A 22039-nucleotide genomic window follows, 5' to 3' on the forward strand; every position below is an offset into this window, starting at 1 on the left:
TCCTACTTTGATTAAATAAATAATTAAAAAATCAATTTACGAGAAAGATCTATTTACACAAAAGATTTGACAGTTTCTTTTTATTACACTGGGGACAACGATAATTATCCTGATTTAATTTTTTCTGTTTATTATTGACCAAATAAGCCTCATTAACAGCTAATACTAATTTTTTATTCAACATGGCTGCATACATATTTCTCACCCATGTTTTATTACGCAAAAAAGAGGCGGAATTTTGTTCCGTCTCTTTTTCTTTAATAAATCTTAACAAATTAGTCTAATTTAAAAAGTAATGCCGAATTTGTCCTAAAGCATCTTGTAATAACAAGCACTTACCTGTTTCTTCAACTACCCGCATCTTATCACGATCAACTTTAAATCCAAATTCATTGGCTATCGCCCATGCATCAGCTGGTTTAAGTTCTGCATATTCTTCATCAAGAAATGCTAACTCTAAGAAATATTTTCCATTCAAGTAATATATACTGGAAGCCAAATCACTTGCCTTGAGATTATCTGCCAACTCAATTAGACTATTTAAATCATCAAAATAATAGGCTTGAGTTTTACGAGATTTCCAATCTGGATGCTCATCATTTTTATCATCTGATTTAAAATTATGGATAGTTGATCCCTGAGACACAGAATTTGAGTCTGTAGTATCTTCATCTAAATCAAAGAAACTTTGTGAGTCCTTGGCATTTGATGATGATTCCTCACCTTTAGGAAAATTACCACCCATCAATTTTCTTAGCTTCTCTGTATCATCTGGCTTAACTTTGGTAATCATTAAATCCAGACCACCATTATTAGGCATTACTTGAAATGACACTGGATCGCCATTAGCAAATTCATGATCCTCGTCGACTTCATCAAGAATCTTATAAAAGAAATCTTGAATTTTTTGTCGATTACCTAATAAATCAAGCATTCCCATACCACGATGAGCCAACTCGGTCTTGTCAATTCGCACCCTAATTGTATTTTTATCAATATGATCTATCTGCACAGGATTTCACCTCCATGAATTAATACATCTATTGTAGCGTATTTTTCATTTAAAACAAAAGTGTTAGTTTCGACAACGTCTTGACTAACACCTTTTATCCATTTTATAAATCTGCAATCTTTTGCGCTTCAGCTAATTCTAATCGACGAACCTTACGTGGCAAGAATCGACGAATTTCATCCTCATTGTAACCCACTTGAAGTCGACGATCATCCATAATAATCGGTCTTCTTAATAAGCTAGGATTTTTTTCTACTAAATCAAGTAACTGATCAATTGACAAATCATCTAAATTAACTTTCAATTGTTGAAAAGCTCTTGAACGGGTAGAAATGATTTCTTCAGTACCATTTTCAGTCATCCGCAAAATCCTTAATAACTCTTTTTTGGATAATGGCTCAGAAAAAATGTTTCTTTCTTTAAATGAAATATCATGCTTTTCAAGCCATGCTCTTGCCTTCCGACATGAAGTACAACTAGGAGACACATATAAATCTACCATAAAAAATCACGCTCCTCAGAAAAAATATTTGTATACGTCTTTTGACTCATAGCTAGTATAACACGCATGCTTCCTTTTTATAAGTGCTCATTTTATCGGTTATCATAACTATTTACTTAATACTAAAGATAAAACGTGAATTATTTGTGAAGATTTCGTTTGTTTTCTATAAATTTATGATAATAACCAAAAAAGAGACCCAACGGTCTCTCTTTTGATTTAAATACTATTGATTAAGTTTTTCCATTAAGTCATTAACTAATTTTTCATTGTCTTCAGCAGTTTCTGAAACGTAACAAGCTTGGTTAGCTAATTCCTTAATGTCAGCAGTATTTAACTTCTTCATCAAACTTCTGATACGCAAGATTGAAGTTGCACTCATTGAGTATTCATCAAGTCCCATTGAAAGCAAAATTGGGAACATGACGTTATCACCAGCAGCTTCACCACACATACCACACCAAATACCATTTTCATGAGCCCCATCAATAGTATGCTTAATTAAACGCAATACTGATGGATTATATGGTTGGTATAAGTATGAAACATTATCATTACCACGGTCAGCAGCCATAGTGTATTGAATCAAATCATTAGTACCAATTGAGAAGAAGTCAACTTCCTTAGCAAATTGATCAGCTAACATAGCTGCAGCTGGTACTTCAATCATCATACCAACTTGTAAGTCATCACCGACTTTAACGCCCTTTTCGATCAACTTGTCTTTTTCTTCGTTTAAGATCTTCTTGGCTTTTCTTAATTCTTGCAAGCTACCGATCATTGGGAACATAATGCCCAATGGACCATAAGCTGATGCACGAAGTAAAGCTCTTAATTGGGTTCTAAAGATTTCTGGGTATTGCATTGAAAGACGAATAGCACGAACACCTAAGAATGGGTTCATTTCTTCTGGCAAGTCCCAGTAATCAAGGTGCTTATCACCACCGATATCACAGGTTCTGATAATAGTTTGCTTACCATTCATGCCTTCAATAACTTCTTTATAGGCATCGAATTGAGCATCTTCAGTTGGGAAGTCATTAGAATCCATGTACAAAAATTCTGTTCTGTACAATCCAATAGCTTCAGCTCCATTATCTTTTACACCTGGCATATCGTTAGGCGTACCAATGTTGGCAGCAATAATGAACTTCTTACCATCTGCAGTAACTGATGGTTCATTCTTAAGCTTAGCCCATTCAGCCTTTTGCTTAAGGAATGCTTCACTCTTTTGCTTATAGTCAGTTACTTGAGCATCACTTGGATCAATAATTGCATCACCATCAAGACCATCGGCAATTAACATATCACCATTCTTAACGTCTTTAGTAATTGAATCAGTACCAACGACAGCTGGTAATTCAAGTGAACGAGCCATAATTGCTGAGTGTGCTGTACGACCACCAATATCAGTGACAAAGCCCTTAACAAATTTCTTATTAAGTTGTGCAGTATCACTTGGAGTTAAGTCGTGAGCAACTACAATTACTTCATGATCAATCGAAGCTGGATTTGGTAATTCCTTGCCAAGAAGGTGTGCCATAATACGTTTTGAAACGTCACGTACATCAGCAGCACGTTCTTGCATATAAGGATTATCTGTCATTCCTTCAAAAATAGCGATGAATTTTTGAGCTGTTTCATCAAGAGCGGCTTCTGCATTGATCTTTGAATCCTTAATTTCATTCTCAATGGCTCCAGTAAATTCTGGGTCATTTAAAATCATTAAGTGAGCCTCAAAAACTTGAGCTTCTTCATCGCCCAAGCTTTCCTTAGCAATATCATGTATCTTTTCAACTTCAGCAGTTGAAGCCTTAATAGCATCCTTGTAACGAGCTACTTCTGCATCAACATCATCAATTGAGGACTTTGAGAATGAAAGATCAGGCTCCACAAGAAGATATGCTGGAGCGATAGCAATACCATCACTTGCAGCAATTCCTTTTAAAGTCTTGGTCATTATTCAGCTAAACCTTCTTTTTTCATAGTGTCAGCAATTGCATCTAATGCATCTTTTTCATCGTCACCTTCAGCAGTGATGGTAACATCAGCGTTTTGGCCAACACCAAGTGACATAACACCCATGATTGACTTCAAGTTTACTGACTTGCCGTTGTATTCCAAGTTAACATCTGAACCAAACTTTGAAGCAGCTTGTACTAAAAGAGTAGCTGGACGTGCATGAATACCTGTTTCTGCAATGATATGAAAATCGCGTTTTTCCATTATAAATATCTCCTTTAAATTGAAAAATTAAACTGGTAATAAATACCCATTCGAGTATTAGATTATCATGTTTTTACAAATTAGACAACTGTAATGTAACAGTTTACATCATTTACTCGTCGGTATTCGTAGCGGTATACACAATGGCACCGCCTCTTTCCGCTCTACCAGTAATGTATTGTCTTTTTCCGTAATTTCTAATAGTTTTTTGAAGATCAAATGCATCTTTAGGCTCCACTTTATATTCCTTCAGTTCACCTGAGACTAATTGATCTAGAATTTTTTGATAATCCAAAAATATCACCACTCTTTTCAAATTTTATAATTTTTTCATCGTTAATTCTACTATTTATATTCAATTTTCAAAAATATTAATATTTTATTCACGATAACATATTTCCTTACAAAAAATAAGCTTTTTCAAGCCTTAGCACTTGACTGCAGAGAGTGCTAATAATATAATCTTGTTACAGTTGAAAAGAAAGGCGGTAATGTATTTGCTTTGCCAAAATTGTCATGAACGGCCCGCTTCCATTCACCTTTTCACTAAGGTAAATGGCCAAAGCCGTGAAATAGATTTATGTCAACACTGTTATCAAGAATTAAAAAATCAACAAGGAAATCAAGGAAATATGAATAATAATAATGAATTTTTTGGCGACTTTGATGATTTATTCAACGCATTAAACGGAAATAACAACAATGCCGCAAACAATAATAATGAAATGAGAGGCAACGATCCTCGCATGCAAATGGGTGGTGGAGTCGGTAACGGTGGTCAAGGCGGCAGAAGCTTGCTTGACCAATATGGTACGGACTTAACCGCACTTGCTAAAAAAGGCAAAATTGACCCGGTAATTGGCCGTGATAAAGAAATTGCTCGTGTCATTGAAATTTTAAATAGAAGAACTAAAAATAATCCTGTTTTAATTGGTGAAGCAGGTGTTGGTAAAACTGCTGTTGTCGAAGGCCTAGCCCAAGAAATTGTCGATGGTTCAGTCCCTGCCAAATTGCAAAACAAACGAATTATTTCATTAAATGTTGTTTCACTTGTTCAGGGAACCGGCATTCGCGGTCAATTTGAACAAAGAATGGAACAATTAATCAAAGAATTACAGCAAAATAACGATATTATTCTCTTTATTGATGAAATTCATGAAATCGTCGGCGCTGGTAACGCTGAAGGCGGCATGGATGCCGGCAATATCATTAAGCCAGCTTTAGCCCGTGGCGAATTACAATTAGTAGGTGCCACCACAATTAAAGAATATCGTGATATTGAAAAGGATTCCGCTTTAGCTAGACGTTTCCAGCCAGTTGAAGTTAGAGAACCATCCATTGATGAAACTATTCGTATCTTAAAAGGTATTCAAAAGCGTTACGAAGACTATCATCACGTTCGCTACACTGATGAAGCTATTGAAGCTGCTGCCAAGCTTTCAGCTCGCTATATTCAAGACAGATTTTTACCAGATAAGGCAATTGACCTTCTTGACGAAGCTGGTTCAAGAATGAACTTAACTATTCCTTACATCGATAAAGACAAGATGCAAGAAAGAATCAATGCAGCTGAACAACTAAAAGAAGAAGCTTTAAAGAATGAAGATTACGAAAAAGCAGCCTACTACCGTGATCAAATCGAAAAATACGAGAAGGTCAAGGATCAAAAAGTAGATCCTGATAAGTCACCAGTTATCACCGATAAGATTATGGATAAAATCGTTGAAGAAAAGACTGGTATTCCTGTTGGCGACATTCAAAAGCAAGAAGAAAATCAATTGCAAAACTTGGCTGAAGACTTAAAGGCTCATGTAATTGGTCAAGATAAGGCTGTTGAAAAAGTTGCACGTGCTATTCGCCGTAACCGGATTGGTTTTAACAAATCTGGTCGTCCAATTGGTTCCTTCCTCTTCGTTGGTCCAACTGGTGTCGGTAAAACTGAATTAGCTAAGCAATTAGCTAAGCAAATGTTTGGCTCATCAGACGCAATGATTCGCTTTGATATGTCTGAATATATGGAGCAATACTCAGTTTCTAAACTAATTGGTTCCGCTCCAGGCTACGTTGGCTATGAAGAAGCCGGTCAATTAACCGAACAAGTTCGTCACAATCCATATAGCCTAATCTTACTTGATGAAATTGAAAAAGCTCATCCAGACGTGTTAAACCTCTTCTTACAAATTCTCGATGATGGTCGCTTAACCGACTCACAAGGTAGAACAGTTTCATTCAAGGATACAATTATCATCATGACCTCTAATGCCGGCCAAGGAATCAAAAATGCTAGCGTTGGTTTCACTGCTGAAAACGAAGATGAAGCAAGTGAATCTGCTAGAAACAACATGAGTCAATTCTTTAAACCAGAATTTTTAAACCGTTTAGATGACGTAATCGAGTTTAATGAATTAACTAAACCTGACCTACTTAAGATCGTTGACTTGATGTTGCAAAACACCAACAACATGGTTAAAGACCAAGGCTTACATATTGATGTAACTGACGCTGCTAAAGATAAACTAGTCGATGATGGCTTCAATCCAGCCCTTGGTGCTCGTCCACTTCGTCGTACTATCCAAGAAGAAATCGAAGATAATGTAGCTGACTTTAAGCTAGATCATCCACAAGCTAAAAACTTAAAAGCCGATGTTACTGATGGTAAAATTGTCATCACAGATGAAGCAAATTAAAATCTAGTAATTTAATTTACAAATTATCAAAAAGATTTCGGAAGTAACTTTTCGAAATCTTTTTTCTTAAAAATAAAAATATGCTCCTCAATTTGAGGTATACTAAATTAGAACAAGTAAAGCTAACAGAAACAGGTGAATTCCATGCATTTAATTGATGTAACCAACAACTACTCTAATTTGGTTCACAGTCAGCTCAATACTACCGATGCTAACTTTGTTAAAGTTTATTCTCTTGGTAATACTTCAGTTATCTATACTGAAAGTAAAGATGCTATCGGTATCGTACTTGAAAACCATGACCGCCGTGTTCGTGAAGATGAAATTGAATTTGTAATCAAGCGTTTAATTAAAAACTATGATTCTTCATACACATTGACTGTAGATAAGAGCCGTCATGTAATCGAAATTCACGTTGACAAGTAATCAAATATTTAAATCAAAAAGAGGACTGACACAAAATCAGTCCTCTTTTCGATTTAAAGTTTTTCAGTTAATTTAACATCTGGATATTTATCGTGGAAGAAGCGCTCAGCAAATTCATTTTCAAACAAGAACAATGGATTACCATAGCGATCTTTTACCAATAAGTTACGACTATTGGACATCCGCGGATCAAGTTGCTCTGGATCAATCCAACGAGCTACCCGACGACCTATACTGTTCATCTCAACTTCAGAATTATATTCATTCTTCATTCTGAATTGGAACACTTCAAACTGCAATTGACCAACAGCACCAAGAATATATTCATCCGTTTGATAATTGCGGTAAAGCTGAATCGCACCTTCTTGAACTAACTGGTTCATCCCTTTATGGAATGACTTCTGCTTCATCACATTCTTAGCAGTTACGCGCATAAATAATTCTGGCGTAAATTCTGGCAATGGTGGATAAACAATCTTGCGTTTGCCCGCATAGATACTATCTCCAATTTGGAAATTACCAGTATCGTACAAACCAACAATGTCACCTGCTACAGCATCAGAAACCTGTACTCGTTCACTTGACATAAATTCTGTAGCATTATTTAAACGAATTGGCTTACCTGTTCTAGCTAAAGTTACATCCAACCCCTTTTTAAACTCACCAGATCCAACACGAACAAAGGCAATTCGATCACGGTGATGAGGATTCATGTTAGCCTGAATCTTAAAAACAAAACCAGAAAATTCTGGATCTTCTGGGCTCAATTCTTCATCCCCATTAACAGTATGACTTTCTGGAGCTGGAGCTAAATCAACAAAACTATTTAAAAATGTTTCTACTCCAAAATTAGTTAAGGCTGAACCAAAGAAGACTGGAGTTTGATCACCCATAGCAATCTTTTCTCGGTCAAACTTGTTACCGGCTTCTTTAATCAAGTCAATCTCATCCAAAGTATCTTGGAATTGCGGATCTTGACTAAGAGGTTCACTATCAGGCAACTTACCACCCTGATCAAGCGGTAAAAAGCGATCCTTATCGTCTTTACGATAAAGTTCAACTCGATTATTAGCGATGTCGTATAATCCCTTCAAGGTTTGACCAGAACCAATTGGCCAATCCATTGCCACTCCTTCAATTCCGAGCAAGTCTTCTAATTCCGCAATTAAGTCTAGTGGTGGACGTCCATCACGGTCTAACTTATTCATAAAAGTAAAAATTGGAATACCACGTTGCTTAACAACCTTGAATAGCTTCTTGGTTTGGGGCTCAATACCCTTAGCTGAGTCAATTACCATGACTGCCGAGTCCACTGCCATTAAAGTACGGTACGTATCTTCTGAGAAGTCTTGGTGACCTGGCGTATCCAAAATATTGATCCGCTTGCCTTGATATTCAAACTGCATTACTGAACTAGTAACAGAAATCCCACGTTTTTTTTCGATTTCCATCCAGTCACTAGTAGCAAAGTTTCCAGTCTTTCTTGCTTTAACTGTACCTGCTTTACGAATTACCCCACCGAACAAAAGCATTTGTTCAGTAATTGTTGTCTTACCTGCATCCGGGTGAGAAATAATTGCAAATGTCCTTCTCTTTTTTACTTTATCTGCCAACTCTTTATCCATTAGTTTTCGCTATCTTCTTCCTTTTTTGATTCATTAATTGATAATAATACTGTCAATAAACGTGACCCTTTTATTCTTCTAGTAGTCAAGGTCATCCCATTTCCAAGATCGACTGTTAGTTTTTCTCCTTTAGCTGGAATAACCTTCAAAGTATTGATCACATATCCTGCTACAGTATCAACATCTTCCATCTCAAGATTTGTACCAAACTGTTCATTAAAATCATCTAACGGCATTTTGCCATAGATAATATATTTATTAGGAGCTATTTGATTAAAAAGGATCTCAGTATGATCAACTTCATCGTCAATATCACCAACAATTTCTTCAATCAAATCTTCAATTGTGGCTAATCCTGTTACTCCACCGTATTCATCAGTCAAAATTGCTAGTTGCCGCTGCGTTTGCTGCATTTCCATCAGCAAATCTCCCAGTTCAGCAGTTTCTGGTGCAAATAAGGGTTCAGTCATTACATCTTGATAATCTAGATTGTTGAAGCCTTTTTGTTTAGCCTTACGTAAAACTGTTCTAATATGAATAATTCCGACAATTTTATCCTTATCACGCTGATAAACCGGAATCCTCGAATATGGTTCACGGAGAATCTCATCAAGATTATCCTGAAAACTTACTTCTCTATCAACCATAAAAGCGTCAGTTCGCGGAACCATTACTTCACGAGCAGTCTTACCTTGAAAGTCTAAAATACCTTCCAACATTGAAAATTCAGTATCATCAATTTTATGACTTTCATGTAAATTAATGATTTCTTTTTCTAAATGATCTTTTGTCCCCTCTTTTTTCTCGCCAGATAATTTATTTTTTAAGCGATCAAACAGAGTTCCCGCTCCAGGATCACTACTCATTTTTATACTCTCTTTCTTAAAAAGTTATCTAAATATAGCTATTATAGCATAGAGCCTGCAGCAATTATGTTAAAATAGCACATAAGACTAGGAGGTTCGCCATGAAAAAAAGTCATGTCTTACTCGTTTTTACATTTCTTTTGCTGATTCCTTATATTTGTAGCTTAACGATCATCGGAATCGGTTATAACGCATTAGTTCTGCACTCAGCTGAAATCTTCCGTACTCTAATCGGCTCACTGGTTGGGGCAATTATCATGTTTGCTGTTAAGGCAACAATCCAGCGACCCGTCGATTTATTAGCTGTTCAAACCAACGACGGCTTATTAAAACAACTATTACGCTTTTTTAGTATTAGACGGCGTTACTGGTTCTTAGCTGCTAACATTATTTTAGATTTCATACTTTGTTTTGCTGCAACATATTTAGTTCGTGCAGTACTAACACTAGATCAAATTGTTGGTAGTTCGATCGGCTTCGTTTTATTAATCATGTTCGTCTCAACCTGCCTTGGCGCTTATGTTGAATACGACAACTTATCAATCGATCCTGAACAACACTAATTATTCACTGGCTTTCAAGTACATTACTTGAGTCAGTTTTTTTGTATCCAGATCAAGATCCCAGGTAATATATGGCGTATCACTATCGCCTAAATTTTCATGTACTTCAATCCCACTAGCAACCACCTTTTTAGTAAAATTAGGGACCGTACTAGTTAATGGTAAGTTGAAAAAGACCAAGGTTTGATTTTCCTCTGCTTCCTCAGCTACTTCAGCTGCTGGCAATTCAAACTTCATCAAGCCTGTTGGCACTTCATCCTCAGCTATATCAGCCAAAACGCCATACCAGTACATAAAACTATCTTCACCTGACACTACTAAGACAGAACGCTTATTTTCTAAATCATGATCAGCTAAAAATTTTTGAAAAGTCTCATCGTTTTCCATTTGTTGATTAGCCTCGATGAAACTTTTTTGCGCATTCATTAAACCTGCTGGAAATGGACGTCCGACAAATAATTTTTGTTTAATATTCTTTTTCATTTTTTCTCCTAATATTCTGCCAATTCATCTAAAACAATGATTTCACCATTCAAAAAAGCATCAATCTCTCCTGACGAGAAACCATGGCTAAACAAATACTTTTTCATTTTAAACTTGCGCTCAGTTTCAGCTAAATTTCTAAACCGCTTATAGGCCTTAATCCCCTGCTTTTTTAAAGCCTCTGTTTGTGTAGCTTCATCTTCTTCGAGATCCATTGTATCAATCATCGCGCCAATAAGATCACTGCTAAAACCGTGAGTCAGTAACTTGATCCGCATTTTACGTTCAAGTTCACGCTGGGAGATTTTTCCTACTTGATGACCCACGGATTTAATCACCCGTTGACCAACTTCAATCCAATCTTCTTCGGCGACTTCATCTAATTCAACTTGACTAATTTCAGGATTAACACCTTTTTGAGTTAATTTGCGCAACAAGCTTTGCGGTCCATCAGAGCCAACTCGCAAATTATTTTTGATAAATAATTTAGCATATTGCTGATCATCAAGATAACCTAACTCATTTAACTGATTAACAGCATTATTAGCCGCCTCATCAGAAATCTCATGTTTTTTCAGGTACTGCAACACTTCAAAAATAGTTCGAGGTTCATAACTCAAAAAATGAGCCGCTAAATCACTAGCTTTAGCATCTGCATCAAACTGTTTGATTTTTTCTACTTGTTCGTCATTTAGTTCCTTGCCTTTTAGCAACACAAATTCTGCCACTGTTTTTTCACTAGCCGAAAAAGCATATTTTTCATCTATAAAAATATTATAGCGACCTAGCCGCCGTTGTGCACTTACTTTGGTTATAATCAACTGCTTCACCTCACATATTTTTCTACATCCATGCTAGCAAATTTTGCTAGAGCTTGCTAAGAACTTTTTTTAGGTAGTACAATAATTAAATGTAATTTAGTTTTTAGTAGAAAGAATTAACAATGAACAGAAAATCTTCTCAAAATAAACAAAAGCGTGAAAAAGACGTTATTATTACAATCAAGCGACTCGGAATTAATGGTGAAGGAATCGGCTATTATAAGAAAAAGATCATCTTCATTCCTGGCGCTTTACCAGACGAAGTAGTTGTAGCTAAAATTATTAAATCATATCCTCACTATCTCCAAGGAGAATTAGTTAGAATCAAGGAAAAAAGCCCCGACCGTGTAGCCTTCCCTGAAGGTGTTGATCCAGAAATTGGTGGTTTGGAATTAGCACATTTATCCTATGATAAGCAGCTAGAATTCAAGAAAAATAATATGCTTGAATCTTTACGCAAATACCATCCACGTAACTACAACAAATATAAGGTTAAAAACACAAGCGCTGCTCCTAATCCATGGCATTATCGCAATAAGGCTCAATATCAGATTGAACAAGACCATGGCAAACTTAAATTAGGTCTTTTTGCACCAAATTCACACCGCTTAATTGATTTGCCAAAAATGCCAACTCAAAGTGAAGATACTCAAAAAACTGAACGTGAAATCAAAGCTCTCATTGAAAAATTGCACGTTCCCGTTGCCAACTACCGGCGCCACTTACCTGGTGTAAAAACTGTAGTAGTTCGTCAATCAGAAGCTACTAAGGAAATTCAAGTAACATTAATTACTATTGGTCATAAGATTAAGAACCTAATTCCGCTGACCAAAGAAATTATGAAACTTGACTATGTTGTTTCCGTTTACCAAAACGAAACCGAATGGCAAAATCCACAAGTTTGGGGTAATAAAACTGAAAAACTTTTGGGCAAGAGCCAAATTACCGAAGAAATCTTAGGCAAAAAGTTTGCCCTATCTCCTCGTGCTTTCTTCCAATTGAACCCAGTTCAAACTGTCAATTTATACTCTGAAGCATTAAAATACTTAGACTTAACCCCTGATCAAATCTTAATTGATGCCTACAGTGGTGTTGGTACTTTAGGAATTTTAGCAGCTGATCGGGTCAAGCAAGTTGTCGGCATTGAAACTATTCCTGAAGCGGTAAAAGATGCTCAACATAATGTTGAGCTCAATCACATCAAGAATGCTGACTATATCCAAGGCAGTGTTGAAAAAGTTTTGCCAGAATTACAAAATAGTGGCGTATCAATTGATGCTTTAATTGTCGATCCACCAAGAACCGGTTTAGCTAAAAGTTTGATTAAGACCCTTCTACGTGTTAAACCTGAGACCTTTGTTTACATCTCATGTAACCCTTCAACTTTAGCACAAGATTTAGTTTTACTTAGTGAAGCTTACGATATTCGCGTGATTCAAAATGTCGATATGTTGCCACAAACTCCACGTTGTGAAGCAATTGCTAAATTAGTTCTTAGAAAAGATCGATAAAATAATAGCCTAGTCGTTTGACTAGGTTATTTTTTTACATAAAAAAGCGACTATCAGACAAATCCTGTCTTTTGATAGCCGCAATTTCAAGTGGATGAGGTAGCTCATCAATTGATAGTCACGATCTTTAGTTGTTTGGTATGTATAAACCAATGGCATTATCGCAACCAACATTAACATTCACTTGTTCGGGTCTTTACATAAAACGTAACTTTTAATGAATTGGAGTTTTTGCGAACAGCCAATGATGATTAATCAAATTATTTTTAATTAAAATATTTATGGCTGACACCTCTACACATAGAGAATCTTTCAAGTTTCCAATAATAATACAATTCTGGAGATAAAAACTTACTTATATTTTATAGTTGTTAACTTTAATTTCTACCTCTTCCACACTATTCATTATATCCGCTGATGAAACCGTTTACAAGAATTAACTCACATATTTGGCTAAAAAACTTTTTACTTGCTGGCGATATTGTCCTGGATACATTGGATAAGACAATGCATGACCAGCAAGCGGAGCCAGCCAGATTTTTTTTGGTGCCGTAGTAGCCGTATAATTTTCCCAGACCATTTTAGTCGGTACAAAATGATCCTTGCCTCCATGAATAAACAAAAATGGTCGTGTATTTTTCTTTAATTGTGCAACGGCAGAAGCATTTTTAAGATAAAAACCATTCTTAACTTTATTAATTCCGCTAACAATATCAATTATCGGAAAACGCGGAAAAGCCTTCATATGAAAAAGATTTTGGGCCTGATATTCAATTTCTTCCTTTACAGTCGAATAGCCGCAATCTTCAATAAAGGCCTTTACTTGTGGCGGAAGAAGCAAACCACTAACCATCATCGCGGTTGCGCCGCCCATACTTTGACCCATAATGACAATTTTGCTGTCTTCTCCATTCTGCTCAATTATCTGATAAATCCAGCGTAAAATATCGTCTTTTTCTACCCAACCATAGCCGATATACTTGCCTTCACTGCGGCCTTGCGCGCGAGCATCTGGGAGTAAAACATTATAGCCAAAATCATAAAACATTTTGGCAAAACCGGCCATACTATCACCATCACTCATGAAGCCGTGCAAGAGAATCACGGTCTTTTTAGCCTGATGATCAAGATATTGAGCAAACAGGATCAACCCATTATTACTTTGTAAAGTTAATTTTTTCTTGGGAAAATCCTTAAACCAAACTTTATCACGGTAAAGTGGATCCTTACCAGATAATTTTTTAGAATCAAGCTTTTTGTTAAATGGCGTCATGGCCATCTTAAAAAAGTATTCTCCTGCTGCCAGCATCCCTGCTCCAGCAATTAAAGCTGAAGACAATAAAAGTTTCTTTTTCATGATTTCAACACTTTCAAATACAACTATCTTATTTTTCATTTTATAATTAAAGTAACAAAAATTTATTCAATTTTAACTTAATTATACTGAAAAATGCGTTTAACAGACTTACTTCAATTAATTGATGACCTAAATTTAAATACTTCTTTTTACTTAAAACATGATGATCAACTACTCATGTGGAGCAAATTAACCATCACTGACGGCAAATGCCTTCTTTATCCCGGTCAAAAAGCAATGACTAAACAAAAACTAATTAAATTAGTCGGCCGGATGCGTGGACGGGGCATCCCTTTATTAATGGTAATCGACCAACAAGAATACCCCATTTTTGGTTTACAAATTCATGAAGATACAAATCAAGTTATTTTGATATGAAAAAAAGAGCATTTCAGCTCTTTTTTATTATTTTTGACGATATTGGCGAATATGCTTCTTAGTCCCTGCAAAATACCAGGTTCCTGCTTCATCATCACTAGTTAATTCTCGACCATCTTCAGGATCAAGCAAAGCAGTATTGAAGACATCCTCATATTGTGTAACAGTTAATTTCTTGCGACGATCCAACATTGCCTGGTCAGCTGCAGGATCAATTTGCTTTTCATAACCAGCAACCAATTTACCACTATAAAATTCAGCCATTGCACCTGAACCATATGAAAATAGACCAACCAAGGAATCTGCAGGTAAATCAGCATTTTCAAGTAAACTAAGTAAACTCATATAAAGTGAAGCAGTGTAGATATTACCTACTCGACTTGATAATTGCTTAGAAGCCGCAAAACTGCGTTCTAGTTTAATCATTGTTGCTTGATCTTGCCCTTCAATCGCAAGATTATTAGCCTTTAAGCCCATCTTGGTAAATGGTAAGTGATAAGTAATTGCATCAAAGTCGCTGGTCTTTAAGCCCTTTTGCTTCTTATAGTCAGTAAAAGTCTTCTTAAAGAAGTCTAAATAAACTTGGGTGGAGTACTTACCATCTACCAAAGCTAGACGAGAATCATTTGGTCGCCAAAAGTCATTAATATCCTCGCTATAAGCTGCATGTCCATCATTCAAAGCTAAAATGCTTGGCTCTGCCTTAATCAGCATAGCTACACTACCAGCACCTTGCGTAACTTCACCAGCTGTATTTACCCCGTAACGAGCAATATCACTCCCAATCACAATTGCAGTTTGGTCAGGATGTACTCGAACAAAGTCACGCGCCATCATCAAGGCTGCAGTTAATCCAAAACAAGCTTCCTTAACTTCAAAGGTTCTAACCTCTGGCTTTAACTGCAAGGCCGTTTTTACAAATAAAGAAGCTGATTTTGATTGATCAATACTGCTCTCAGTTCCGAAAATCAATAATCCGACCTTATCTTTGTCAATCTTATCAATGAACTTTAAGGTTGCATTGATTCCCATTGAGACTGCATCTTGCGTAATATCCGCAATACTCATTTCTCTTTGGCCAATTCCAACTAAAAATTTATTAGGGTCTTGCTTACGCGCATTAGCCAAATCGACCATATCAACATACTTATTTGGCGTAAAAAGCCCGATTTTATCGATACCTACTTGCATTAGTTTTCCTCTCTTATTTTTTTTAACAGTTCTTTAGCATGACTTTCAGAATAATTCTTTTCATTGATCATTGCCTTTAAAAGCTGCTTCTGTTCTTTTTCATCATTAGTCAAAGCAGCCGCAATATTTCGTGCCTGCAATTTCATATGACCAGCTTGAATACCAACTGTTGAAATCGCTAGTAAAGCCGCTAAATTATTGGCTAAAGCCACACTAACAATAATCTCTGCTAAAGTCTTACTAGTAATTTTTTGACCCAGAATTGCAAAACTCTGTTGCACATCACGGCGTGCTTTAATTGAACCACCAACAACCCCGATAGCCATTGGCAAGGTCAATTCTCCTAGTAAATAGCCGTCACTCATCGTCCATTTTGATAGGCTGCGATATTGTCCATCTTGACTAGCTAATACTGCAGTTGCCGCTTCAATTGCGCGATAGTCATTCCCAGTTGCTAATAAAGCCGCATCAGCACCATTCATGATTCCTTTATTATTAGTCACTGCACGGTAAGGATCATCAATGCCGATTTGTCCTAACAAAGCGATTCGCTGGGCAATCTGAATTCCACCAATTGTCTTTGGATCAATTTTTACTTTTGCCGTAGTTAATTGACTTGGATAATTGGACAAAATAGCAAACAATTTTTGCTCAATTCCAGCATAATTCTCTAACTTGGCAGCTAAGAATTCTAGAATTGAGTTGGTTTTATTGGCTCCCATTGCTTCAGCTGGATCAACTAAGACCTTTAAATAAAGCAGATTTTCCTTCTGCACAGCAGTAATTTCTTTGGTACCACCACCATGACGCACTAAACTATCAAATTTTTGATTAGCTAACTTAATTAATTCAGGAAATTTTTGTTCTAACTGCTGCAATGAAAAAGAATTATTTACCTGTAAAACAATTTGACCATAAATTCCTTGCCGCTTGCTTTGAGCAATCACACCGCCATTTTTAGCAAAAATATTGGCTCCATGATTGGCGGCCGCAACCACAGAAGGTTCTTCCACTGCCATTGGTACTAAATATTTTTGCCCATTAACTTCTAAGTTCTGAACTATCCCTAAAGGCAGACGTAATTGTCCGATAACATTTTCACTTAATTCATCTAATCTTTTTAAAACTGCGTCATCAATTTGTTCTAAGGCAATCCCTTCATCTTGTAATAGCTTGCGCCTAGCTTCTGGTTTTAATTGATAAAATTTCATTCCACATTCTCGATTTCATAAGCAATTGCTTGCCCACCACCAATACACAAGGTAACTAAGGCACGCTTGCCTGCTCTATGCTTTAGACCACTAATTGCACTAGCTACTAACCGTGTACCGGTTGCTCCCAAAGGATGGCCTAAGGCAATTGCTCCACCCATGATATTAAGTATATCATCTGGAATTTGTAAATCACGCGCTACTGCAACACTTTGAGCAGCAAAAGCTTCATTTAGTTCCACAATATCATAATCAGCAAAAGTACGATCAGTCTTTTTTAGCAATTTTTTAACTGCATAATAAGGCGTATAACCCATTAACGCTGGATCAAAGCCAGCTTCCGCAAATGCACCTAGCTTAGCAATTGGCGTTAAATTTAATTCTGCCACTTTTTCTTTAGTAGCTAAAATCAGCATACTTGCTCCATCTGTCAAAGGAGATGATGTTCCAGCAGTTACTTGACCATCTGCTTTAAAAACTGGCTTCAACTTGCTTAGTGCTTCTAAAGATGTATCTGGTCGAATTGGCTCATCATGATCTAAACTTTGACCATCAAGCTCCACATCAAGAATTTCTCGATCAAAGAAGCCATCCTCAACTGCTGCAGCTGCCTTTTGATGAGAATGTAAAGCAAATGCATCCATTTCTTGGCGGCTAACATCGTATTTCTCAGCAACATTTTCAGCAGTAATCCCCATGTGCTCACCAGAAAAAGCATCCATTAATCCATCATTAAGCATTGTACTTACCAAATGATCAGCTGGATTATCTTTATTCTCTTTACTTACAAAGTAAGGGGCATTAGTCATACTTTCACTGCCACCTACAGCAACTAGGTCATAATCGCCCATTTCCATTTGTCCTTGAGCTAGCCGCAAAGCCTTAAGGCTAGAGCCACAAACCTCATTAACTGTAACAGCATTTGAATCTTCATTCATCCCTGAAGATAAGGCAACTTGGCGAGCCATATTTTCACCTAAGCCAGTCGCCATCACATTTCCCATAAAAAGCGCTTGAACATCACCCGGCTTAATATTTCCCGCCTTCATCGTTCCTTTTAAGGCCATTATTCCCAAATCAATTGCCGAAACATCCTTAAAAAAACCACGGTACTTGCCAAAAGGTGTTCTCTTGGCTGCAACAATATAAATGTCCTTCATATTTTTTCTCTCCATAAATGTGTATTTTTTAACAAGTATGATCATAGCAAAAAAATATTAAGAAAAACATAAAAAGGACTACGCTATCGCGTAGTCCTTTCCAGCATGAATAAGAATTATTTATTGTTCTTCTTCTCTTCTGCTTCAAATTTTTTGCCCAATTGCATAATATAAGCACGCAATTCTTCTTTGATTTCAGGGTGCTTTAAGCCATATTCAATTGAAGTCTCAAGATAGCCTTCCTTGTTACCAACGTCATGACGTTCACCCTTAAAGACATGAGCAAAGACACGTTGGGTCTTATTCATCGTATCAATTGCATCAGTTAATTGAATTTCACCGCCACGACCTGGCTTTTGGTTAGCCAAAATATCAAAAATCTCTGGTGTTAACAAGTAACGACCGATAATTGCATAATCACTAGGTGCCTTATCAATATCCGGCTTTTCCACAAATGATTTAACATTGATTAAACCAGGCATAATTTCATTTTCTGGTTCAATAACACCATATTTTGAAACTTCTTCATGTGGCACCGGCATAACTGCAATCGTTGAAGCATGCGTCTTGTTATAGCGATCGATTAATTGCTTAGTCAATGGAACTTTGTCATCCATCAAGTCATCGCCCAACATTACTACAAATGGTTCATCACCAACGAAACTGCGAGCACGGAAAATTGCATCCCCTAAACCAGCTGGGTGGGGCTGACGAGTGTAATACAAATTAACTCCCAAATCAGTAATTCCTTCAGTTAAGCGAAGCAGTTCTTTTTTGCCCTTTTCTTCCAAATCTTGTTCAAGTTCTGGATTAGAATCAAAGTGATCTTCAATTGGTCGTTTATTCTTGCCAATTACGATCAAAATATCTTCAATTCCTGACTTCTTTGCTTCTTCAACGATAAACTGGATAGTTGGTTTATCTACAATTGGTAACATTTCCTTAGGTAAAGCCTTAGTTGCAGGTAAGAAACGAGTACCCAATCCGGCTGCGGGAATAACAGCTTTTCTTACTTTCATACAAACACACTTTCTTTTACTATTTACGAATAATTATAGCTAATTTTAATTCATTTAACTACTTTATTTTCGCCTTTTTTCCTGGATGTAGCCACCAATTCGACCAGCTGAATATTCAACTTGACCTACACGATTACGGACAATTGTTGCATTAACACCAACACCCAATAAAAGCAGAACCGCGCCGATATTCAACCATAACATAAAGATAATAAAAGTACCTACAATTCCATAATTTTCCCAAGTAATTGGAAAATGATGCAAATAAAAGCTAAATAAAACTGAAAGTGCTAACCAGCCAATTACAGTTACGAATACGCCTGGCCAAATCACCCTTTTTTTTAGCTTAATATTAGGCAAAACATAATTCAAATACCATAAAATAAGCACCATCACCAAAATTATCACTGGATAGCGATAGCTAAAAATCTTGCTTATCTCATTAAGTGGTAAATGAAAAATTGGACCGAAAAAGTTAAGCAATTGTTGCCCAAAAACCAGTGTCAAACAGATCAGCGTAAAAACAAAAATCATTAAACCGGTAAAAATAAAAGTAATGGCACGCGTCCAAATAAAATTAAGCATTGATAATTTCAATTCTACTTGGTGAACCCCATAAAGACGATTCTCGCCTAATCTAATTGCATTTACTAAGTTAGACAAGGACCAAACGGCAAAGATAATACCAAAAGAAATATACCCTGTCGAAGTCGTCTTCAATAGTGAATTAATAATCGGCATAATAAATTTAGAAACCTGGTCCGGAAAAACTAAATTTATATATTCCGCAATTGGCGCTATATCAATCTGAAATAATGGCAAAATATTTCCGATAATAATAATCATTGGAAAAATCGAAAATAGGATATAGTAGGCAATAATGATCGAACTAGCAAAAATCTCGCCTTGTGACAAAATTGTCCGCAAGGTGAGAAAAAATTGTCCTATTTTAAAACCAATTTGGTTTGCCTGACCTTTTTTCATCCATTAGCCTAGTCATCCATCTCATCAAAATGAGGGATGTATTTTTCTAAACCATCATATGGACGTTGCAAGGTCAAAATCTTAGGACCATCCTTAGTAATAGCAAAGGTGTGTTCAAATTGAGCCGCATTTGAACCATCTGGAGTAGCATAGTATACCCAGTCATCATTTGGATCATCAACAGTTCTTTGATCAATATGCCAGTCGCCACCAGCTTCAACCATTGGTTCACAAGTAATAGTCATCCCTTCACGTAAGCGAAGACCATGACCAGCCTTGCCCCAGTGAGGTACTTCTGGATCTTCGTGAATTGATGGTTGAATTCCGTGACCAATTAATTCACGCACATCACCATAATGATTTTCATCTTCAACATAATGTTGAATAGCAGCACCAATATCACCAATTCTGTTACCTAAAACAGCTTGATCAATGCCGAGATACATTGCTTTTTTGGTAACTTCGATTAATTTTTTATCAGCTTCTGAAATTTCACCTACTGGATAAGTAGTGCATGAATCTGATTCATAACCATTTAAGTTGCAAGTTACATCAACCTTAACAATGTCGCCTTCTTTTAAAATGCGATCTTTTCTTGGTGTTTGGTGGGCAATTTCATCATTGACTGAAATACAAGTACCATACTTGTAGCCTTCAAAGCCTTGTTCTGAAAGACGGCCGCCGCGACTCTTGACAAAGTCTTGGCAGAATTCTTCAATTTCCCAAGTAGAAATTCCAGGCTTAATTACGTCACGCAAACCTTCAAACATCGTTGCAAGAAGATGTCCTGAAGCTTGCATCCCTTTAAGTTCACGAATTGATTTAATTGTAATCAAAATCTTTCTCCTTTTTTGATAAATTTTTTATTTAATTTCAGATATTTCTATTATACCGTTTTAACAATTACTTTTAAAAGATTAGATCAAACTTACTATTTATTCTATTTACCAGTTAAAGAAATTTTTTAAAGTTTCCTAAAACTAAGCGCCTTTACACTAGATTCATGTATAATAAGGTGTCGTATAATGCAGTGAAAGGTATGAAAAATCATGAAAGCAAGAATTGTTTATGCCAGCATGACTGGTAATGACGAAGATATGGCTGATATTTTAGAAGAAGATCTCCAAGACTATGGCTTTGACGTAGAAACGAGCGATGTTGGTTTTACTGATGCTAGCGATTACTTAGATAGTGATCTTTGCATCTTTATCACCTACACTTATGGTGAAGGCACAATGACCGACGAATTAGCTGATTTTTACGGTGAACTAAAGGATTTAGACTTAACTGGCAAGCATTTTGCCGTATTGGGCTCTGGCGATAAGACTTACGGCAAACACTTTTGTGAAAATGTCTTTGACTATGAAAAAGCATTTAAAGCTTGTGGTGCAATTGAAATTACTAAACCAGTTACAATTGAAAATGCACCAGACGATGATGCGATTGATGCAATTGACCAAGCTGCAAATGAAATGGCTGATAAGTTAAATGGCTAATAATAAAAAAGAAGTCACGATGGCTGATCAAGCTCAAATACGACGCTTAGGTCAAAAATTAATTAAACGCCACCGTAATCTATGGGTTTATATGATTTTCGGCTTTGTGGCTGCATTAATCAATACCTTAGTTTTTATGATTTTGCATTCATGGTGGCACAACGTAATGGTAATTTCTAACACGATTGCCTTCATCGTTTCCAACTTAGCATCTTTTTGGTTTAATCAAAAAGCTGTTTTTATCAATAACGTTGATCATGAACACAGCACTTGGCATAAATTAGTCGTATTTTTCACTTACCGCGTGATCAGTTTAATTCCTGATACATTGATTATGTTGGTTGGTCTATCTTGGCTACATTTAAATGCCCTCTTAGTCAAAATTATCGATCAAGTTTTAGTTGGTATCTTTAACTACCTAACTACCAGATCAGTCTTTCAAAAGCAAGAACATACCATGATTGAACGCGCTAAAATGCGTATTCAAGAACAAAAAAATAAAAGAAGCAGTAAAAATTAAG

23 protein-coding genes and 1 pseudogene are annotated in these 22039 nt (G+C 36.4%); 7 read left to right on the forward strand and 17 right to left on the reverse strand.

Translation table 11 applies throughout. From position 1 onward, the window contains the following. Window positions 1–76: 76 nt before the first annotated feature. The 6 genes and pseudogenes from Q0Y84_RS01480 to Q0Y84_RS01505 form a co-directional block, all read right to left on the reverse strand. Window positions 77–196 (reverse strand): annotated as a pseudogene (locus Q0Y84_RS01480) (competence protein); the annotation flags it as partial. Window positions 197–280: 84 nt separating this feature from the next. Continuing rightward, window positions 281–1012 carry an adaptor protein MecA gene (locus tag Q0Y84_RS01485; protein WP_297950101.1) on the reverse strand — a complete coding sequence of 244 codons (732 nt, stop codon included), beginning with the start codon at window positions 1010–1012 and terminating at the stop codon, window positions 281–283. 103 nt (window positions 1013–1115) lie between these two features. Beyond that, window positions 1116–1514 (reverse strand): transcriptional regulator Spx, encoded by a 399-nt coding sequence (spx, locus tag Q0Y84_RS01490; RefSeq protein ID WP_297950103.1) that lies wholly within the window; start codon window positions 1512–1514, stop codon window positions 1116–1118. Between the two features lie 226 nt (window positions 1515–1740). Then, window positions 1741–3474 (reverse strand): phosphoenolpyruvate--protein phosphotransferase, encoded by a 1734-nt coding sequence (gene ptsP / locus Q0Y84_RS01495; protein ID WP_297950105.1) that lies wholly within the window; start codon window positions 3472–3474, stop codon window positions 1741–1743. After that, a complete protein-coding gene (locus tag Q0Y84_RS01500; RefSeq protein ID WP_005718606.1) occupies window positions 3474–3740 on the reverse strand; it encodes a phosphocarrier protein HPr in 267 nt (88 codons plus the stop codon). Before Q0Y84_RS01500 ends, ptsP begins: the two co-directional genes overlap by 1 nt. Window positions 3741–3852: 112 nt before the next feature. Next, a complete protein-coding gene (locus tag Q0Y84_RS01505) occupies window positions 3853–4035 on the reverse strand; it encodes a hypothetical protein (RefSeq protein ID WP_187364794.1) in 183 nt (60 codons plus the stop codon). A gap of 202 nt (window positions 4036–4237) precedes the next feature. On the opposite strand from Q0Y84_RS01505, the gene Q0Y84_RS01510 reads away from it, so the two are divergent. Beyond that, window positions 4238–6427: an ATP-dependent Clp protease ATP-binding subunit gene (locus tag Q0Y84_RS01510; protein WP_297950338.1), complete on the forward strand. Its 2190-nt coding sequence runs from the start codon at window positions 4238–4240 to the stop codon at window positions 6425–6427. A 144-nt stretch (window positions 6428–6571) separates the two neighbouring features. Beyond that, the gene (locus Q0Y84_RS01515) at window positions 6572–6853 is read left to right on the forward strand and encodes a DUF1827 family protein (protein WP_297950160.1); all 282 of its coding nucleotides are present in this window, start codon (window positions 6572–6574) and stop codon (window positions 6851–6853) included. Between the two features lie 53 nt (window positions 6854–6906). On the opposite strand, the gene Q0Y84_RS01520 is transcribed toward Q0Y84_RS01515, so the two are convergent. Then, window positions 6907–8478 carry a peptide chain release factor 3 gene (locus tag Q0Y84_RS01520; RefSeq protein WP_297950162.1) on the reverse strand — a complete coding sequence of 524 codons (1572 nt, stop codon included), beginning with the start codon at window positions 8476–8478 and terminating at the stop codon, window positions 6907–6909. Then, window positions 8478–9344 carry a hemolysin family protein gene (locus Q0Y84_RS01525; RefSeq protein ID WP_297950164.1) on the reverse strand — a complete coding sequence of 289 codons (867 nt, stop codon included), beginning with the start codon at window positions 9342–9344 and terminating at the stop codon, window positions 8478–8480. Before Q0Y84_RS01525 ends, Q0Y84_RS01520 begins: the two co-directional genes overlap by 1 nt. Before the next feature lie 101 nt (window positions 9345–9445). Here Q0Y84_RS01525 and Q0Y84_RS01530 point away from each other — a divergent pair, with 101 nt between their 5' ends. Then, window positions 9446–9907 (forward strand): hypothetical protein, encoded by a 462-nt coding sequence (locus Q0Y84_RS01530; protein WP_297950166.1) that lies wholly within the window; start codon window positions 9446–9448, stop codon window positions 9905–9907. Here the strand turns inward: Q0Y84_RS01530 and Q0Y84_RS01535 are convergent, their stop codons facing one another. Together Q0Y84_RS01535 and recX are read right to left on the reverse strand one after the other, a co-directional pair. Next, entirely contained in the window at window positions 9908–10390 is a 483-nt protein-coding gene (locus Q0Y84_RS01535; protein ID WP_297950168.1) for a hypothetical protein, read from the reverse strand. Window positions 10391–10398: 8 nt separating this feature from the next. Beyond that, window positions 10399–11211, reverse strand: coding sequence for a recombination regulator RecX (gene recX / locus Q0Y84_RS01540; protein WP_297950170.1), 813 nt, complete (start codon window positions 11209–11211; stop codon window positions 10399–10401). Between the two features lie 122 nt (window positions 11212–11333). Between recX and rlmD the strand changes: the two genes are divergently transcribed. Further along, window positions 11334–12722 carry a 23S rRNA (uracil(1939)-C(5))-methyltransferase RlmD gene (gene rlmD, locus Q0Y84_RS01545; RefSeq protein ID WP_297950172.1) on the forward strand — a complete coding sequence of 463 codons (1389 nt, stop codon included), beginning with the start codon at window positions 11334–11336 and terminating at the stop codon, window positions 12720–12722. Between the two features lie 436 nt (window positions 12723–13158). Here rlmD and Q0Y84_RS01550 read toward each other — a convergent pair whose 3' ends face one another. Then, a complete protein-coding gene (locus Q0Y84_RS01550) occupies window positions 13159–14079 on the reverse strand; it encodes an alpha/beta hydrolase (protein WP_297950174.1) in 921 nt (306 codons plus the stop codon). A gap of 93 nt (window positions 14080–14172) precedes the next feature. On the opposite strand from Q0Y84_RS01550, the gene Q0Y84_RS01555 reads away from it, so the two are divergent. Then, entirely contained in the window at window positions 14173–14457 is a 285-nt protein-coding gene (locus Q0Y84_RS01555) for a hypothetical protein (RefSeq protein ID WP_297950176.1), read from the forward strand. Between the two features lie 27 nt (window positions 14458–14484). Here the strand turns inward: Q0Y84_RS01555 and Q0Y84_RS01560 are convergent, their stop codons facing one another. The 6 genes from Q0Y84_RS01560 to map form a co-directional block, all read right to left on the reverse strand. Further along, complete coding sequence (locus Q0Y84_RS01560) at window positions 14485–15648, reverse strand: hydroxymethylglutaryl-CoA synthase (protein WP_297950178.1); 1164 nt, start codon at window positions 15646–15648, stop codon at window positions 14485–14487. Continuing rightward, window positions 15648–16859 (reverse strand): hydroxymethylglutaryl-CoA reductase, degradative, encoded by a 1212-nt coding sequence (locus tag Q0Y84_RS01565; protein WP_297950180.1) that lies wholly within the window; start codon window positions 16857–16859, stop codon window positions 15648–15650. The genes Q0Y84_RS01560 and Q0Y84_RS01565 overlap by 1 nt, the downstream gene beginning before the upstream one ends. Continuing rightward, window positions 16856–18019 carry a thiolase family protein gene (locus Q0Y84_RS01570; RefSeq protein ID WP_297950182.1) on the reverse strand — a complete coding sequence of 388 codons (1164 nt, stop codon included), beginning with the start codon at window positions 18017–18019 and terminating at the stop codon, window positions 16856–16858. The genes Q0Y84_RS01565 and Q0Y84_RS01570 overlap by 4 nt, the downstream gene beginning before the upstream one ends. A 116-nt stretch (window positions 18020–18135) precedes the next feature. After that, window positions 18136–19038, reverse strand: a complete 903-nt coding sequence (gene galU / locus Q0Y84_RS01575; RefSeq protein WP_297950184.1) for a UTP--glucose-1-phosphate uridylyltransferase GalU — start codon at window positions 19036–19038, stop codon at window positions 18136–18138. 63 nt (window positions 19039–19101) lie between these two features. Further along, window positions 19102–20022, reverse strand: coding sequence for a YihY/virulence factor BrkB family protein (locus Q0Y84_RS01580; protein ID WP_297950186.1), 921 nt, complete (start codon window positions 20020–20022; stop codon window positions 19102–19104). 8 nt (window positions 20023–20030) lie between these two features. After that, entirely contained in the window at window positions 20031–20858 is an 828-nt protein-coding gene (gene map, locus Q0Y84_RS01585; protein ID WP_297950188.1) for a type I methionyl aminopeptidase, read from the reverse strand. 213 nt (window positions 20859–21071) lie between these two features. On the opposite strand from map, the gene Q0Y84_RS01590 reads away from it, so the two are divergent. Beyond that, window positions 21072–21518: a flavodoxin gene (locus Q0Y84_RS01590; RefSeq protein ID WP_297950190.1), complete on the forward strand. Its 447-nt coding sequence runs from the start codon at window positions 21072–21074 to the stop codon at window positions 21516–21518. Further along, window positions 21511–22038 (forward strand): GtrA family protein, encoded by a 528-nt coding sequence (locus Q0Y84_RS01595; RefSeq protein ID WP_297950192.1) that lies wholly within the window; start codon window positions 21511–21513, stop codon window positions 22036–22038. The genes Q0Y84_RS01590 and Q0Y84_RS01595 overlap by 8 nt, the downstream gene beginning before the upstream one ends. The last annotated feature ends 1 nt before the right edge of the window (window position 22039 follow it).

Origin of the sequence: uncultured Lactobacillus sp., assembly GCF_947367125.1 — a bacterium.
Taxonomy (GTDB): Bacteria; Bacillota; Bacilli; order Lactobacillales; family Lactobacillaceae; genus Lactobacillus.